The sequence below is a fragment of the Mesotoga sp. Brook.08.105.5.1 genome, from assembly GCF_002752635.1.
Lineage (GTDB): Bacteria > Thermotogota > Thermotogae > Petrotogales > Kosmotogaceae > Mesotoga.
On the sequence record NZ_AYTW01000016.1, the window covers coordinates 83,157 to 99,366 of the forward strand.

Annotated in this window: 17 protein-coding genes; 3 read left to right on the top strand and 14 right to left on the bottom strand. The window is 44.2% G+C overall.

Annotation, left to right across the window (positions count from 1 at the left end; genetic code table 11):
- Window positions 1-5 precede the first annotated feature (5 nt).
- Window positions 6-1,205 (top strand): glycosyltransferase, encoded by a 1,200-nt coding sequence (locus V512_RS07365; RefSeq protein ID WP_099829804.1) that lies wholly within the window; start codon window positions 6-8, stop codon window positions 1,203-1,205.
- Window positions 1,184-2,005 carry a MurR/RpiR family transcriptional regulator gene (locus V512_RS07370; RefSeq protein WP_099829805.1) on the top strand — a complete coding sequence of 274 codons (822 nt, stop codon included), beginning with the start codon at window positions 1,184-1,186 and terminating at the stop codon, window positions 2,003-2,005. The genes V512_RS07365 and V512_RS07370 overlap by 22 nt, the downstream gene beginning before the upstream one ends.
- Window positions 2,006-2,152: 147 nt before the next feature.
- Here the strand turns inward: V512_RS07370 and V512_RS15360 are convergent, their stop codons facing one another.
- The 10 genes from V512_RS15360 to V512_RS07415 form a co-directional block, all read right to left on the bottom strand.
- On the bottom strand, window positions 2,153-2,473 hold the full coding sequence (locus V512_RS15360) for an HD domain-containing phosphohydrolase (RefSeq protein WP_347708253.1): 321 nt from the start codon (window positions 2,471-2,473) through the stop codon (window positions 2,153-2,155).
- A complete protein-coding gene (locus V512_RS07375) occupies window positions 2,401-3,324 on the bottom strand; it encodes an MEDS domain-containing protein (RefSeq protein WP_243392309.1) in 924 nt (307 codons plus the stop codon). Before V512_RS07375 ends, V512_RS15360 begins: the two co-directional genes overlap by 73 nt.
- Window positions 3,325-3,484: 160 nt before the next feature.
- On the bottom strand, window positions 3,485-4,462 hold the full coding sequence (locus V512_RS07380) for an ATP-binding protein (RefSeq protein WP_099829806.1): 978 nt from the start codon (window positions 4,460-4,462) through the stop codon (window positions 3,485-3,487).
- The gene (locus V512_RS07385) at window positions 4,459-5,133 is read right to left on the bottom strand and encodes a response regulator transcription factor (protein WP_099829807.1); all 675 of its coding nucleotides are present in this window, start codon (window positions 5,131-5,133) and stop codon (window positions 4,459-4,461) included. Before V512_RS07385 ends, V512_RS07380 begins: the two co-directional genes overlap by 4 nt.
- On the bottom strand, window positions 5,130-5,807 hold the full coding sequence (phoU, locus tag V512_RS07390; RefSeq protein ID WP_099829808.1) for a phosphate signaling complex protein PhoU: 678 nt from the start codon (window positions 5,805-5,807) through the stop codon (window positions 5,130-5,132). Before phoU ends, V512_RS07385 begins: the two co-directional genes overlap by 4 nt.
- 15 nt (window positions 5,808-5,822) lie before the next feature.
- Entirely contained in the window at window positions 5,823-6,575 is a 753-nt protein-coding gene (pstB, locus tag V512_RS07395) for a phosphate ABC transporter ATP-binding protein PstB (protein WP_099829809.1), read from the bottom strand.
- A gap of 1 nt (window position 6,576) precedes the next feature.
- On the bottom strand, window positions 6,577-7,413 hold the full coding sequence (pstA, locus tag V512_RS07400) for a phosphate ABC transporter permease PstA (RefSeq protein WP_099829810.1): 837 nt from the start codon (window positions 7,411-7,413) through the stop codon (window positions 6,577-6,579).
- The gene (gene pstC / locus V512_RS07405; RefSeq protein WP_099829811.1) at window positions 7,410-8,285 is read right to left on the bottom strand and encodes a phosphate ABC transporter permease subunit PstC; all 876 of its coding nucleotides are present in this window, start codon (window positions 8,283-8,285) and stop codon (window positions 7,410-7,412) included. Before pstC ends, pstA begins: the two co-directional genes overlap by 4 nt.
- A gap of 16 nt (window positions 8,286-8,301) precedes the next feature.
- Window positions 8,302-9,126 (bottom strand): PstS family phosphate ABC transporter substrate-binding protein, encoded by an 825-nt coding sequence (locus V512_RS07410; RefSeq protein WP_099829812.1) that lies wholly within the window; start codon window positions 9,124-9,126, stop codon window positions 8,302-8,304.
- A gap of 271 nt (window positions 9,127-9,397) precedes the next feature.
- A complete protein-coding gene (locus V512_RS07415; RefSeq protein ID WP_099829813.1) occupies window positions 9,398-10,447 on the bottom strand; it encodes a metallophosphoesterase in 1,050 nt (349 codons plus the stop codon).
- A 360-nt stretch (window positions 10,448-10,807) separates the two neighbouring features.
- Here V512_RS07415 and V512_RS07420 point away from each other — a divergent pair, with 360 nt between their 5' ends.
- Window positions 10,808-11,743 (top strand): magnesium transporter CorA family protein, encoded by a 936-nt coding sequence (locus V512_RS07420; RefSeq protein WP_099829814.1) that lies wholly within the window; start codon window positions 10,808-10,810, stop codon window positions 11,741-11,743.
- Here V512_RS07420 and V512_RS07425 read toward each other — a convergent pair.
- From V512_RS07425 to V512_RS07440, 4 genes are read right to left on the bottom strand one after another with little or no spacing between them, the layout of a single operon-like run.
- Window positions 11,733-12,632: an MraY family glycosyltransferase gene (locus tag V512_RS07425; protein WP_099829815.1), complete on the bottom strand. Its 900-nt coding sequence runs from the start codon at window positions 12,630-12,632 to the stop codon at window positions 11,733-11,735. The two genes, V512_RS07420 and V512_RS07425, sit on opposite strands and share 11 nt — an antisense overlap.
- A complete protein-coding gene (locus tag V512_RS07430; protein WP_099829816.1) occupies window positions 12,632-13,792 on the bottom strand; it encodes a DegT/DnrJ/EryC1/StrS aminotransferase family protein in 1,161 nt (386 codons plus the stop codon). Before V512_RS07430 ends, V512_RS07425 begins: the two co-directional genes overlap by 1 nt.
- Complete coding sequence (locus V512_RS07435) at window positions 13,792-14,331, bottom strand: hypothetical protein (RefSeq protein ID WP_099829817.1); 540 nt, start codon at window positions 14,329-14,331, stop codon at window positions 13,792-13,794. The genes V512_RS07430 and V512_RS07435 overlap by 1 nt, the downstream gene beginning before the upstream one ends.
- A complete protein-coding gene (locus V512_RS07440) occupies window positions 14,328-16,199 on the bottom strand; it encodes a nucleoside-diphosphate sugar epimerase/dehydratase (RefSeq protein WP_099829818.1) in 1,872 nt (623 codons plus the stop codon). The genes V512_RS07435 and V512_RS07440 overlap by 4 nt, the downstream gene beginning before the upstream one ends.
- Between the last annotated feature and the right edge of the window lie 11 nt (window positions 16,200-16,210).

The following is a 16,210-nucleotide window of genomic DNA, read 5'->3' on the forward strand; positions in this document are numbered from 1 at the left end:
TAAGAATGTCTGGATTGAATCATACTTCATACGATATTGTAGTAGGAATACCAAGTTTCAATAACGCAGGTACCATCAAATACGTTGTTGAAACGTCTGTCAGAGGACTTAATCAGTTCTTTCCATCTTTAAGATCCTGTATACTCAATTCCGATGGTGGATCAACAGATAATACTGAAGGGGCTTTCTTTTCAGCCTACAGTGACGGGGTGGATTTGCTGTCTTTCAAGTACCGGGGGATTTCCGGAAAGGGAAGTGCGATGAGGTCAATAATGGAAAAAGCAAGATCGCTGAATGCTAAGGTGGTTGTCTTTCTGGATTCTGATCTGAGAAGCGTCGAACCCTTTTGGATTGAAAGGCTTGTAAATCCAGTTCTCGAGAAGAACGCAGCGTACGTGACGCCTTACTATGTCCGACACAAGTACGATGGAACGATTACCAACAGCATCTGCTATCCGCTTACCACGGCTCTCTACGGGAGAAAATTGAGGCAGCCTATTGGTGGAGACTTTGGTGTCGGGAGAGAGATCATAGATTACTGCACATCTGTTCCAGACAACACATGGAACTCAGATGTTTCCAGATTTGGGATCGACATATGGATGACCACTTCGGCTGTGAATGAGGTCAAAGGGGAGATTTACCAGGCCGCTCTCGGTACCAAGATCCATGATGTCAAAGATCCCGGAAAGCAACTAGGGAGAATGTTCCGAGAGGTAGTAGGGACTCTCTTCTCCCTTATGCAGAAGTATGAAAGCAGATGGAAGCATGTGAAGGGATATACTGAATCACCAATTTACGGTGATGCGGTGGTGGGAGAGCCGGAACCGCTTGAAGTAGATCTAGGAAACATGATTTTGAAGTTCTATGAGGGCATAGAAAACCAGAAGAGTTTTGTCAAAGAGATTCTTGGCCCGGAGATTTTCGAAGGCTTGTTTCTTCTACGAAAGACCGATGCGATGATCGAAGACGATCTATGGGTTAGAATTGTTTACTCAATTGCATCTAGTTACAGAGATGAAGCGTTGAGAGAGAGACTTATAGAATTGCTTGTTCCGCTATATTTCGGCAGGGTTGCTTACTTCGTTTCGAAAACGGAATCACTGGTCCAGGAAGATGCAGAGAAAGAAACGGAAAAGCTCCTTGAGAAATTTGTGGAAACAAAGGGTGAGTTGATATCGATATGGGAGAAGAATTTGGGATAGTCGAGAAGCTTAGGGCGATGATCAAGGGACTAAACCCTGCAGAAAAGAAAGCGGCTAGATACATCATAGATTTTCCAGATGATGTCATTCATCACTCGATAAGTGAGCTCTCTGTTCTAGCAGGGACGAGTGAGACCACGATCTTCAGGCTGTCCAAAAAGCTGAATTTCAATGGCTACCAGGCATTCAAGATTCAGTTGGCCAGAGAGCTCTCAAGAGAGTCGCCGCCGATTTCGGCCGATAAAAACAAGTTGATCTCGGATTTGATTGACGCTCTTAATCAACAGAATCACTTAATAGATGATGAACAGCTAGATAGGATAGCAAAGCGAATGGTGAAAGCAAACAGAGTGATCTTCTTTGGAGTTGCATCAAGTGGTATAGTGGCAGAGTTTGGGGCAACTCTATTCATGAGAGCGGGTTTTTCGACCGCATTTTACACTGATCCTCATCTGCAGATAATGACCGCAGTTTCTCTCAACTGGGATGATATTGTCTTCGGTATTTCCGCAAGTGGGAACATAAGAGATACTGTCAAGTCTATTGAAGTAGCCTCGGATTCGGGGGCTTATACTGTAGCCATTACAGGTGGCATCGGATCGAGAATTGTCAGCGTTTCGAAAGAGACTATCTACGTGGCGCAAGGTGGTCATGAGACGGGGATACCGTTGCTTCAGCCTAGAGTGTGCCAGCTTGCTGTAATTCAACTTCTGTTGGAGAAATCTATTAAACTCAGAAATGGAACGATGCAGACTCTGGAGAAAGTAGACAGGACACTTGATAAGAAGAGATACTTATGACTCGAATATCAACGGAAGAATATCTCTATGAAGTCTATCATTGCGACAGTGAGTTCGTTTGCATGAATTTTAGAAATTGAGTCAATAATCACAATCAACGCGGAGTGCCACATGCAGGTCGTATCTTCCTCTCAGCCTCTCCAAAAACTATACTCTTGAGGAATCACCATCGAAGGCAAACCCCTTACTAAAAACGTTGGAACAGGCTTCTGCTACTTCGGTCCTGTACAGTGAACCGCAATTGGTAATAATCTCGCTCAGAGCATATTCTGTTCCGTACTTCTCTCTGTAAGGTCTGTAGAAGCTCATCGCGGCGACTACCTCGGATACAGCGATGATGCTGCCTTCAAGGCTGATCTCCGATCCCTTAAGGCCGTTAGGATAGCCTGACCCATCTACCCTCTCGTGGTGGTGAAGGATTGCATTAGAGACCTCTTCAGAAAGGGGACACCCTTGCTGATTTCGAATCCCGTACTGGGATGTTCTCTAAGAAGAACCTTCTCAAAACTGTGTAAGGGGCCTGGTCTGCTAATCATGTCGAGAAACAGCGAAGTCATTCCTATGTCGTGGATTTTTCCTGCCATTTCGAGACAAGCCTTTGTGAAAGAATCAAGGCTCATTTCATCTGCTATGGCTATCGCAAGATCTGAGACGTTCTTCTCATGATTCTCAACATAGATACTCTTGATCCTGAACAGCCGTAACAAAGAGTCTGCAGTACCCCTGCAGATATCTAGACGGCTTGCCCCACCAAATTCAACAGATTTTCGGGACAAGGAATAGTAATCTTCATTCACTGAAAACTCCCCCGTTCGATGAACATATGGATGGAGCCTGGAAATTTCGAGAACACTTTTTTGGTCCATTCTAGAAGGGTTGTATAAACAGTTTGCAATAATGGGCAATTTCTCAATCAAATCATTAACCGCTGCTTCATAGCGAATCATCTTGCAGAGTGGAATCGCCGAGTCCAAAAGGGCAGTACCTTCCCCCGCTACGCAGAGACCATTGAACCCCTCTTCAAGAGCTTTTAGAGCGAAATCTTCAAGAAACTTGACCTGTCTCTCCGGATCGAAAGACCCGTTACTAAGGTACGCACGACGCGGATCTATTATCTCTATTGCTTTTTCACGAACCAAACCCTCCACGGTATGCTTTCGACTGAGAATCACGCTCCTCAGAGAGGCGACATCTTTCTCTGGCATCAAGTACAAGAGCTTATAGTTATTCGAAAGGCCCGCAATCAAAAAGGAACCGATCGCACTTTCAAAATCGTGATTCGATTCATAGAGAGTAATCCCATGCATCCGTGACTCCATATGGCAACAGCTCCAAAATCCGTTATGAATTTACAAGAGAATTGTGCTTTCCGAATTATAGCACGGACCCTGAGTTCGTCCCAAATACGATATCCTGTCTTTCGAGACAGTCTGTCTTATTCAATCTTTAGGTTTTTCCTAAATGTACTGCTGGGTGTCTCTACATGTTCTTTGGAAAGGCGATAGTAGCTGTAGTTCCCATCATGTATCTCGACCTAACATCTATTGTACCGTTTATGAGGTTAAGTGCATGTTTGACGAGCGAGAGCCCCAGTCCAAGCCCTGATGATCCGGAAGTCCTTGCGTTGCTTGCGCGATAGAATCTCTCGAAAATCCTCGGCAGCTCTTCGCTCTTTATTCCTATGCCGTTGTCTTTAACAGACACATATACCTTTGATCCATTCTCACGAGAACTCACTTCTATCGTGTTTCCTACGCTAGAATACTTTACCGCATTAGAGATGAGATTAGATATGACTCTGAAGAGGAGCATGGAATCCACCGCAGCGTATATGTTTTGAGATACATCAGTGATAATCTTAAGTTTCTTTCGACTCCACTTGCCTTCGAGGTCAAATACAGCTTCGTCTACCAATTCTCTAAGATTAACCGTTTCGATTTTCACCCTATAGTTCTGTAATTCAAGATTCGACAGAATACCGAGCTCCTCGACAAGTCTAGAAAGCCTGTTCGTCGACCTTGCAATCCTATCAATCGTTTCCGATACTTCAGCTGGTAGCTCTTTGTTCTTCTCAATCAGTAGCTGTACATATCCGTTAATAACTGCCAAAGGTGTCGAAAACTCGTGAACAATAGAATTTACAAAGTCCATCTTGGCACTCTCAAACAACTTTTCACTTGTTATATTTCTGGCAATCACGTAAGGCGGTGAGACTTTGATCTTCAAATAGTGGGTTGTCTCGTCTTTAACAAATACCGTATCTGTACAGTAATGAGATCCAGAGATGAAGCTGTCTACTATGTTCGAAATCCCCTGAACATGAAGAGCATCGGGAAGAGCCGATCCCTCGATTTCGCCTAGTAACTTTTTGGCCGATAAGTTCGCATACGATATAACCAGGCCTTCATCGACCATTAGGATTCCTTCACTGAGTTCGTTGAGCAATGATTCGTTCACTTCTGATCCCCTAGTGCAAATTTGTAGCCCACTCCCCTTACTGTCCGAATGAACCCTTCTCCGATTTTTTCTCTTAGTTTGCTGATGTGTACGTCTACAGTTCTAAAGTCTCCGAAGAAATCAATCCCCCACACCTTATCCAGCAGCTCTTCTCGTGTGAAAACCCTCCCGGGATTCTCCGCTAGCAACTTTAGCAACTCGAATTCACGTCTGGTGAGTTCTTCGGTCCTGCCGTTCTTGGTAACGGTGTACGATTTCAGGTTCACAATGGCCTCGCCTATTGCAAGATTCTCGTCCAATGTGCCGGATAGCTCGCTTCTCCTCATTACGGCCTTTATTCTCGCTACGAGAGCCCGCGGATTAAAAGGCTTTGTGACATAGTCATCGGCACCTAGTTCCAATCCGAGTATCATGTCAAGGTCCGATTTCCTTGCAGTCAAGAAGATTATAGGAATTCTTGGATGCTTAATCCTGATCTTCTTCACAAGATCAAGACCGTTTGCATCGGGCAGCATAATGTCAAGTAATATTACGTCTGGTCTTCCTGCCCGAAGAGCTGCCCAGAGTTCCTCTGCACTTGCGGCTGTGAAAGTCTCCATACTCTCGCTTTCGCAAGCTGTCCTAACAATGTTCAGAATATCGATGTCATCGTCTACAATCAATACCTTCAACGTCGCATTTCCTCCTTAAGACTCTCACCCTTTTTTATGTAGTAGATCTCTTCAGCGATATTCGTTGCATGGTCTCCGGCTCTTTCCAGAAATCTTGATACTAGCAACAGGTCAAGAAGCTGACCAATTGCGCCGGAGTCAGACATGCTTATCAGCTTGTCTCTCACTTCCCTCTTGATGTAAAGATAGTATTCGTCAACCTTACTGTCTTCAGTCCAAACTCCCTTGGCAGCTTCCGTATCCTTGTCGTAATAAGCGTCAATTACCTCTTCCAGCATCTTTTCTACCACGGCAGTCATCTTCTTTATGTGAATGAGGGGCTTGACCAGAGTCTGGTTCTCGTACCTAACTGCAACTTCAGCAATATTTACAGCAAGATCGCCTATCCTTTCTAGATCAGTAGCCAATTTCATCATCGTCAGAACATACCTGAGGTCTTCTGCCAGAGGTTGAAATCGGCCAATGTAATTGCAGATTTCCGTATCCATTTTTCTCTGCAAGTCATCAATAACTTCATCGTTTTCGATAACAGTTCTTGCAAGGTCGCCATCAAGTCTATCCAGCGCATCGATGGCTTTCTGAATACTGGATCTTACGTTCTCCATCATGTCAGAAAGCATTGATTTGAGCCTGTTAAATCCCGCTTCAAGATGTCTTTGTCTTTCTGGTGTCATCAGAACCAACTCCCGTCAACTAAAGATTCCTCTCAGATAGTCGCTTGTCCTTTGATCCTTGGGATTTGAGGTAATCTTTTCCGTCGTATCAAACTCCACTAACTCTCCAACATAAAAGAACATAACATAATCCGAGATCCTCAGCGCCTGCTGCAAATTGTGGGTTACTATAACAATAGTATACTTCTCAGAGAGTTCTTCTATTAACGTTTCTATTCTCTGAGTAGCAATAGGGTCAAGAGCGCTTGTCGGTTCGTCCAACAAAAGGACGTCGGGTTCTACAGAAAGAGCCCTTGCTATGCAGAGTCTTTGCTGCTGACCTCCCGACAGATTTGCTGCATTCTTCTTCAGTTCATCTTTGACTTCGTCCCATAGAGCAGCTTGCTTTAGTGATTTCTCGGTTATTTCACGCAGAACTTGGCGGTTCCTAATGCCATGAATTCTTGGGCCGTAAGTGACGTTTTCCTGTATTGTCTTCGGAAAGGGATTTGGCTTCTGAAATACCATTCCGATATGTTTCCTGAGTAATACAGGATCCATATCTAGAATCTCATCGCCTAAGAGCTTGACAGAACCGGTATGCCTGTATGAAGGAATTAAGTCGTTCATTCGGTTTAGAACTCTCAGAAAGGTCGATTTCCCACAACCTGACGGACCTACTACTGCAGTTACCTTTCTCTGAGGTATATCACAGGTAACTTCTTTAAGAGCATGCTTCTCGCCATAGAAGACATTTAGGTTTTTTATTTTGAATATTGGTTCAGTCATCTCATCCCTCCATCTTCCGAGATTCCCTTCTTCTCCTGATTGCAACCGACATGAACAGCGCCACCACGATGATCAAGAGAACTGATACGCTTCCCTCCAACTTCGGAGTTACATTGTCAGGATAAATCGCAGATAAAACAAATATATGTGTAGGCAGAGCCATCGCTGGTTCAAAAGGACTTGAAGGATTTCTAGTTATATAGAAGGCAGCTCCCGTGAAAAGCAACGGTGCGGTCTCACCAATTATTCTTCCAATTGCGATGATTACTCCGGTAAGTATTCTTGAAGAGGATGCAGGTATAACAATTTTGAAGGTTGTTTCGGCTTTATTGGCGCCCAAGGCCATCGATGCTTCTCTGTATGACTTCGGGACCGCTACAAGACTTTCATGAGTATTGGAGATTATATACGGAAGTGACATAATTCCGAGTGTCAGGCCTCCTGCAATGAGTGAAGTTCCGAATCCAAAGGTGATCGAGAAAAGCGACAAGCCGAACATTCCGAAGACGACGGAAGGTATTCCGGCAAGAATGTTGTTTGCTGTCAACACTAGGCGCTGCAGACGATTCTCCTTACTATACTCACTGAGATATACTGCTGCGAGTATCCCAACAGGTACCGAGAAAAGAAGAGCTATCGACAGGAAATAAACAGTCCCCAGTATTGAAGGCCAGATTCCGCCTTCGGTCATTGAGTTTCTTGGAAATGAAGTCAGAAACTCCAGGTTTATATCATCTAGACCAGACAGTATTAGGAATCCTACGATTAAAAGAATTATGGTCACCAGAAGATAGGATATGATTCCGAAAACTATCTTCGCAATTCTATCTATTATCATCTTCTCATTCCTCTCTTTAAGCGCATTGCCGTAACTGTGAAGATAAGAGATATCATCAGAAGGACTACTCCTATCATGAAGAGGGCGAAGTAATGAGTACTTGCTAGCTCCACTTCTCCCATTTCACCTGCTATTGCAGCTGTTAGGGGTCTTACAGGATCGAAGATTGATTGTGGAATCATGGTTGCCCCCCCAGCAATCATCAAGACAACCATTGTCTCTCCAATTATTCTATTCGTTCCAAGAATGATTGCGTTGAGAATTCCGCTTCTGGCCTGGGGAATGAGCACCCTGAAAAGAGTTGAGGTCATATTGGCGCCGAGTGCCAGTGAGGCTTCTTTCTGATCCACTGGGACGGCTTTCAACGCATCTTCTATCAGAGTTACGAAATAAGGTATTGCAAGAACAGAAAGCATCAAAGAGGCATTCAAAATATTCAGTCCGGTCCACACTTTCATCGGGAATAGGTCCATCAACCATTTGGAAATATATTTGAGACCAAAACTTCCCAGTACTACTGAAGGTATTCCCGCCGTAAGTTCAAATACATACTTCAGGAAATCGTGTGTCTTCCTATTTCCGAACTCCGCAAGGAAAATAGCGGATATGAACCCCAACGGGATAGAGATAAGCAATGTAAGCCCGGTGACTGCAAGCGTTCCGGATAAGAGAGCGAGGATGCCGAATTCGGCATCCTCGTACGTTGGGTACCAGCGAGTGCTGAGAAAGAACTCTCTCAAAGATATCTTTCCAAAGACTCTGACTCCATCAGATATCAGAAAGAAGAATATTCCGAACAGAATAACCATTGTCAGTAGGGCAGCGCCCGTTACCAACACTCTTGAGAAAAGGTCAATTCTCTTCCTACTCAACTCGCTTCATCCGTTCCTACTCTATGCCGTAAGCGTTTACATAGCCCACACTGAGAACCGCCGACTGGCCTTCAGGTGAAAGAGCGAATCTCAAGAAGTCTCCTGTAACACCGGTGGGGAGTCCGTTGGTTGCATCAACAAACATGAATAGCGGCCTTGATATTGGGTATGCACCGGAGTTTACGTTAGCTACGGTCGGTTCAATATTCTCTACTGTAAGAGCTTTCACATCTTCGGTGATGTATCCCATTCCGATATAACCAATGGCGTAGCGATTTTGCATAACCTGTTCAACTTCGGCCCTCGTCGATGCAAGCTGCTGAACCTGTGGCGCTAACTTTTCGCCTTTCATTACGTGCTCAACGAAGTACTCGAATGTTCCCGATGCATTGTCTCTGGACAGGGGTACTATTCGCACTTTTGGCAGCGAAGAATCGATTTGATTCCATGTGGTCACCTTACCCGAGTAAATGTCGTAAAGCTGTTGAACAGTTATGTTTTCAATCTCAAGAGACTTATTGACAACTATTGCTATTCCATCGTATGCAACGATGAAGGGAATGAAGTACTTACCTTCTTTGTTCATCTGCTCGATCTCCGAGCTCTTGATCCATCGACTGGAGTTTGCGATGTCCGTCTGCCCGTTGAACAGAGCTTTTATACCGGTTGAAGACCCCGCACCCTCAATCGATATCTCTGCATCCGGGTTGATTTCTTTGTAGGCTTCGGCCCACAGCTGTGCGACAGGATAAACAGTGTTTGAGCCCTTAATAACAAGAGTAGAACCAAATGCCGTTCCGACTAACATGAGCAAAACAAATACAGTAACGAAACTCTTCATAGCCACACCTCCTAAAGTTTTTTCCACATTTTATTTATACACAGAAGGTGTTATGGGGGTTTTATAAGAGTATTCCTATTTGTCCTTGCTGCTGAAATGTGCTGCTAGAGAAGAATTTCCGAGCAATAAGTAGTGCAAGTTCAGATTCTTGAAGTCTTCGGCAGTCGCACTATATTATAAAATCCTTACCAGTAGGTGCTTATGAACGACAACGACGATTATTATCGGTGGTTTAAGAACTTTATGCTTACTGAATTGCAGTAAAGAGCCGTTAATCTCGTCTCTGGATATAGAAACTGTCGAGAATCAATCCCTTTGCCGTCTTCGCATAACCAAACAGACCATCAACGGTATAGTTGAACAACATGTAGTGATATGCATTTGCAGAGGCGATCAGGTCTTTTCCTGAGCCAATGTCATAGAGCGGTGCACCACCACCGGCTGAAATAACGTAGGTCACACCGTTTTTCTCGACCCTCTGGTAACCGTGATCATGCCCGTTTAGAACTAAATCTACTTTGTAATCTTCGAATACCGGCACAAGATACTGCTGTATATAGAGATGGTCGCCATGAGGGCCGAAACTATAGGGGGGATGGTGGAAGTAGACTATTATGAATGCAGGGTCTCCCTCTTTCGCCTCTTCGAGTTCTGTCAACAGCCAAATGTACTGCAGTGAATACTTGTCGAAAGCTTCATTCGTATTTAGACAGATAAAGAATACGTCACCGTACCAGAAACTATAGTATCGCTTATTGCCGGGAAAAGCAAAGAACTTTGTGTAGTTCTCGGCAGATGCCTCGTGATTACCAATTGTACTGTAGAAGACGCTATCCGATAAGATGTCAATTACATTGAAAAAACTTGTCCATTCATCGAGAGTGTCGTCTGAGGATACGAGATCTCCTGTATGTATGACCAGCGGAACATTTTCACGGGCAATTCCATGGGCAATTTCGAGATGCACCGAATGGTTGCTCCTGCTGTCTCCATAGACTGCAAAGCTAAATGGGGTCCTTTTCAAAGGAGCTGTTGTAAGTATGCCGCCATTCCTGAAGATTACTTTTCCGTCCTTTTCGCTTTTTACAGTGTATGCGTAACTCATTCCCGGTTGAAGACCGGAGACTTTGAATCTGTGCAACGTAACTTCCTGCTCGGAATAGATTGATTCATTTGAACCATCGTATACTATCAGGAAAGAATCGGAGGGCTCCTCGGTAAACCAGTTAATCGTTACCCCATCCCCAGAAACATCATTAAGATAGAGAGAGAAGAGCTGAGAGATTACCAGAAGAAATATCAGAATTGTGTATTTTTTCACTTTAGTCATCTCCTTTGGTCTGTTGTAGCTGTTAAGACTGATCCAACTCATAAGAGATTATAACGAAAAAGCGGTTTTGTATCTCGTTATAAAATCTCGCGAATTCCATTTTATTTTAGATGGCAGACAACTATCCGGCGGTTCAAAGAATTTTGGATCACCGTAATGTATCATAATTAAATCTACTCAAGAGATTACGAGATAGCAATGATTAATTGCGTGATATAATCTCAAAGCGGAGGTGAGCCAAATGGAATTATACAGTAGTGAGAGTGAACCGCCACTTTGATTTGTCTCGCCCATTGAAGCCTCCCTCTATCTAATCGGAGTTGTTTTGCTACTAGAAGAGGAGGTGTAGGTGTGCGAGAGATACTGATTTCAGAGAATGGAAAAATGAAAGTCATAGAGTCACCGACGGAAGGCTGCTGGATCAATGTTATTGCACCTGACAGTGGTGACATAGCTTTTCTCAGAAGTTTGGAGATCGACGAGGACTTTGTGTATGATGCTCTTGATCAGGAAGAAAGGGCAAGGTTTGAGCAAGACGAAGAACTCATCTACGTGATTACTAAGCTTCCATACTTCGATATCAACGACGAGGCGGTTCCTTACAGAACGACCACACTTGGTATCGCTATGAAGTCCGGTTATTTTGTTACCATAAGTGGTTTCGAAAACGCCATTGTTTCTGACATAGTTGAAGGCAGAGTTAGGGACATATCAACCAAGAAGCGTAATCGTTTTCTTCTGAGAATCTTCGATAGGGCAACGGTTTATTACCTTAGGTATCTGAAGGAAATCCGAAGACTGTCAAATGAAGTCGAATCAGAGTTGCACAGATCGACTAGGAATCAAGAACTGGTGGCAATGTTGAATCTTGAAAAGTCTTTGGTCTTCTTTACCACATCTCTTAGGTCCAACGAGTTGATGTTTGAAAAGCTGAAGAGAGCCAACATCCTAACTTTATACGAGGAGGACGAAGAGCTGTTTGAGGATATTTCCATTGAGAACAGACAGGCTATAGAGATGGCGAATATTTACAGCGACATTCTGACGGGAATGATGGATGCCTTCGCGTCTGTTATTTCCAACAACCTCAACGTTGTAATGAAGATACTGACAATAGTGACTTTGTCTCTTCAGATTCCGACACTGGTTGCATCGATGTATGGAATGAATGTCAAACTTCCTTTTATGAACAACAGTTCTATCTTCTACTGGTCAATGGGTCTCTCGGGAGTTGTGGCGTTTCTTGTTGCCATAATTCTCTTCAAAATTAGATGGTTTAAGAAGTAGTTCGTAGAGACTTAAGAAGGAAGATCTGAGTCAACGAAGTCAACAGTAGTACGGGGGGAATTAGCGCAACTGGAAGAAATAGCCCTAAGACTGCATAGAAGAGAGCCATGCCGGTAGATATTAAGAGCGTGACTCTCTTTTTCTGTCCAAAGAGCTTGAATATTTTGTCGTAATAGTGATCTCTATCACCTGTGAAAGGTGACTTCATTGCAATAGATCTTCTCAAGAAACCCACGAAAAGGTCAAGTACTACGGGCCAGCAAATAGCTGCAACTCGAACGAAATTCTGACTTCCCCAAGACTGTATGAGTAACGTTCCCACAAATGTTCCGGCGATGTATGATCCCTGGTCCCCCATAAAAAGCCTTGCGGGGGGAAAATTGAAGATCATATATCCGGCATAAGCGCCAGCGACTGCAAGAGACATAAGAGGCACAAATCCCGTGAAGAAGGCGAAGATTCCGAAAACAATCATATTAGTTGAGCATATTCCGTCAAGTCCATCCACCATATTATAGGCGTTAACCGTTCCTGCAAAGATGATTGAGAGTATTATCGAATCGACTGTCGAGAAGCCGTAGATTACGAATGCAACGGAGAATCCGACAAGAATTTCCACTACCAGTCTGATCTTTGGTGATATGCCTCTTATGTCGTCCGCAAAGCCCAGAGTCCACATAATGATTATTGCGGGTAAGAACTCCGGACTCTGAATTAGCCATGGAACAAGCGCAAGTAGAATTGCAGTTCCACCCATAAAGCTAATCGGTTTTTCGTGGGGCTTTAGAGTCCCCGAAGGCCTGTCTACCAGATCTAGCTTAATGCCCACTCTACGAAAAAGGAAACATAGTACGGCCGAGAGAACGAGAGCGTAGACAAAAGCCATCATCAGTTATACTCCAAAGCCTTTTCAATAGTGTGAGCAACGAACTGCTGTTCTTGTTCAGACAGATTATTGAAGAAAGGAATAGCAACCGTTCTTCTTGCGAGCTCTTCAGTTACGGGAAACATGCCATTCTTGAATCCAAACTTTGTCATATAAAAGGGTTGAAGGTGTATAGGTCTGAAATAGTCTCTGCACTGAACACCATTGTCATTGAGGTATTTCATGAAGTTGTCTCTCTCTATCTTTTCATCAAGCCTTATGACATATACGAACCAGCCGATACTTGTAGCGTAGTCTGCTACAAAGGGAGTCTCTACTCCATCAATCTTTGAAAGCAATTTCGCATATCTGTCGGCAACTCTCTGCCGCTTTGCTAGAATTTCATCAATTCTCTTAAGCTGCTCTAAACCCAGTGCTGCCGACATCTCGTCCATCCGATAATTGTAGCCCAACCTCACATGTTCAAGCCAATTTTCTGATGTGCCTCTTCCCTGATTCCGCATGCTTTTCGATAATTCGGCAATCTTGCTGTCGTCAGTAACAATTATTCCACCCTCTCCAGTTGTGATTTGCTTGTTTGGATAGAATGCAAATGCACCTGCGAGACCGAAAGTGCCGGTTCTCCGCCCCATAAAGGAGCTTCCCAGTGCCTCACATGAATCCTCTATGATTTTTACGCCGTGTCTGTTACAGACACCTTCTATCCCGTCCCATTCAAGGGGATGACCAAAAATATCGACCGCCATGAAAACATCTGGAATGAAGGGTCCTAACTCAATTTGACCTGTATTCAAACCGTTTTTCGAATAATAGGCAAGAGCATCTTCCAAAGTCTCTGGAGAGATGTTGTATGTTGCCTCGTCAATATCTGCGAAAACAGGAACGGCGCCTTCGTATACTGCAACATTGGCTGAGGACACAAAAGTGAAGGAGCTTGTGATCACCGTCTGGTCCTGTTTCAAGTCGAGAGAGCGAACTATAAGATGAAGAGCGCTGGTCCCGCTGTTTACTGCAACTGCGTGCTCGACACCAATATATTCTGCAAACCTTTCTTCAAATTCTGCGACTTTTGGGCCGATGGATAGAATTCCGCTACTCATGAGTTCAGTAACAGCGGATATCTCTCTTTCAGTTATGTCGGGTCTGGAAAGGGGTATAAACACTACTTCACCTCCTGGGGAGACTTTGAAAATAGAGAAAGCATTAGTCCCAGCATGAACGACCATAATGCGGCAAGACCAATCTGGAAGTCTTTTGGCAGTAAAAAGGTCAATGTGTGTGCTGGAAGCCAGAACCATATCAGAGAGAATAAGGCTTTATCGACGTTTTTCCAGTTCTTAGCATGAAGAATAAGATTATCGAGCAACCTGTGAAATAGAACCAAGAAGACTCCAAACTGAAGATTCATTGATGCAGAGCGCGTGACTGCATTCAGAAATGAGTCTTCAGCGAAGGATGTCGGCAGAATTCTGTTGATTACCAAAGCAGAAACGAATCCCTCGTAGCCAATGAAGGCAATCTTTATGAAGATTGACAGGAAAGCCCATTCAAGCGCCTTCAAAACCATTACGGAAGCAGAGAGGTTTCCCTTAGAACCTGCAATCTTTACGCTGACATAATCGCCTAGAGTTCCGAGAATCGAGAACTGAATCATTGCAGAAACAAAGGGGAAATCTCTGACAAATTCCACATACCATCTCATCGAAAATCACACCCTGCACTTATTTTGACTGTGGCATCGTCAACTATTTCGGCCGTGATTTTGTTCAGCTCTTCAAAATCGTTGTTATCAACGGCTGCCCTAAGACGACTAACTATCGAAAATAAGGTCGTTTCATCCATTGCTTCCTTTGTCTTCAGACGAAAAATCTTTGGATGCTTCGTCTGAATAAATTCTTCGTTCGTAAGGACAAGTTCCTCGAATAATTTCTCGCCCGGTCGAACTCCCGTGTACTTTATTTCTATTTCTTGCTGCGGTACGTATCCTGCCAGTGTGATCATCTCGTTTGCAAGAGAAGAGATCTTGACGGGTTCTCCCATATCTAGCACGAAAACGTCTCCGCCTCCGGAGTAAGCTCCTGCCTGAAGCACAAGCGATACAGCTTCTGGGATAGTCATGAAATATCTAGTCATTCTTGGGTCCGTTACGGTAACGGGACCGCCCGACTGGATTTGCTTCTTAAAGAGGGGGATCACGCTTCCTCTGCTTCCCAGGACATTGCCAAATCTGACTATGCCGAACCTTGTTTTACTTCTCGATGATATAGACCTAACGAACTCCTCTGCGATCCTTTTTGAAACGCCCATTACAGAACTCGGCTTGACGGCTTTATCAGTAGATATTACCACCATAGTCTCCGCACCGAACTCACTGGCAAGCATAGCAACGTTGTAAGTGCCAATGGAATTAACTTTGAACGCTTCCGTCGGGTTCTCCTCCATCAGAGGTACATGTTTGTGAGCCGCTGCATGAAAGATGACTTCGGGTTTCATCGTCTCGAAGATATACCTCATTCTTGATGAATCGGCAACGTCGCAAATCAGCTGACAGAGATCGAGATCGGGAAACAACGACCCAATCTCCTGTCTGATCTCATAGATACTGTTTTCTCCCTTACCCGCCAGCAGCAGTCTTCTGGGCTTCAGTGGAGCTATCTGCCTGCAAAGCTCACTTCCGATGCTTCCTCCGGCACCGGTTACGAGTACAGTTCTTCCGACAATGTAACCCTTAAGTGAATTCACATCGATGCGCACGCTCTCTCTGCCAAGCAAGTCCTCGATGTTGATCTCTCTCAAGTATCCTAGCTTCGCTTTGCCATCCATTATCTCTGTAATGCTAGGCAGTGTCTGAGCTTTTACCTTTCCCACATCGATCTTTGAGAAAATCCTTCTCAAAGTAGCTGCATCAGCAGAAGGGATTGCGATTATGACTCGCTTCACATCCATCTTTTCAACCAAGGCCATGATTTCGTCTGTGTTTCCCAAAACCGGGACTCCCCTGATCCGTTTTCGAAGCTTTCTTGGGGAATCGTCGATAAACCCTATAACCAGTCCGTTTTCTGGGCGGCGAGACAATTCCTCCGCTATTGAAGTTCCCGCATCACCGGCGCCCACTATCAGTACTCTCTCTGCAGAGGAAACGACATGATGATTTCTACTCAATATGCTCAGCCAGAATATCCTTGACCAGATAATCAAAAACACAGAGATAATGGCAGCCATAGTCGATACCGTGAATGGTACCGTAAGAAACCTAACGCCAAAAAGATTCAGAAGTCTTCCGGTAGCAAACCCTACTGCATAACCTATGACGACCGCCCTGAGAATAATCAGATAATCTCTGAAGTAGCTGTAGCTCCAGGCTATTGTATAGACTCCATTCAGAATCAGAGAGACTACTATGAATAAGCTGAAGTAGACTCCATTGAGAAAGAACTGAGGTTCGTCCAAAGTGAAGATTCCGTATCTGAAGTACATACCTAAAATGAATGCGAAATAGACCATCAACGAATCGAAAACCAGAAGTGTCAGATTTCTTCTGAAGCCACTTAGATCACCGTGTCTTTTCAAGCACCTCACCT

Excerpts from the sequence above, each read along its gene's own strand:
- V512_RS07365 (WP_099829804.1), top strand. The coding sequence starts at position 6 with ATGTCTGGATTGAATCATACTTCATACGATATTGTAGTAGGAATACCA.
- V512_RS07370 (WP_099829805.1), top strand. The coding sequence starts at position 1,184 with ATGGGAGAAGAATTTGGGATAGTCGAGAAGCTTAGGGCGATGATCAAG.
- V512_RS07375 (WP_243392309.1), bottom strand. The coding sequence starts at position 3,324 with ATGGAGTCACGGATGCATGGGATTACTCTCTATGAATCGAATCACGAT.
- phoU (WP_099829808.1), bottom strand. The coding sequence starts at position 5,807 with ATGACACCAGAAAGACAAAGACATCTTGAAGCGGGATTTAACAGGCTC.
- pstB (WP_099829809.1), bottom strand. The coding sequence starts at position 6,575 with ATGACTGAACCAATATTCAAAATAAAAAACCTAAATGTCTTCTATGGC.
- pstA (WP_099829810.1), bottom strand. The coding sequence starts at position 7,413 with ATGATAATAGATAGAATTGCGAAGATAGTTTTCGGAATCATATCCTAT.
- V512_RS07410 (WP_099829812.1), bottom strand. The coding sequence starts at position 9,126 with ATGAAGAGTTTCGTTACTGTATTTGTTTTGCTCATGTTAGTCGGAACG.
- V512_RS07425 (WP_099829815.1), bottom strand. The coding sequence starts at position 12,632 with ATGATGGCTTTTGTCTACGCTCTCGTTCTCTCGGCCGTACTATGTTTC.
- V512_RS07435 (WP_099829817.1), bottom strand. The coding sequence starts at position 14,331 with ATGAGATGGTATGTGGAATTTGTCAGAGATTTCCCCTTTGTTTCTGCA.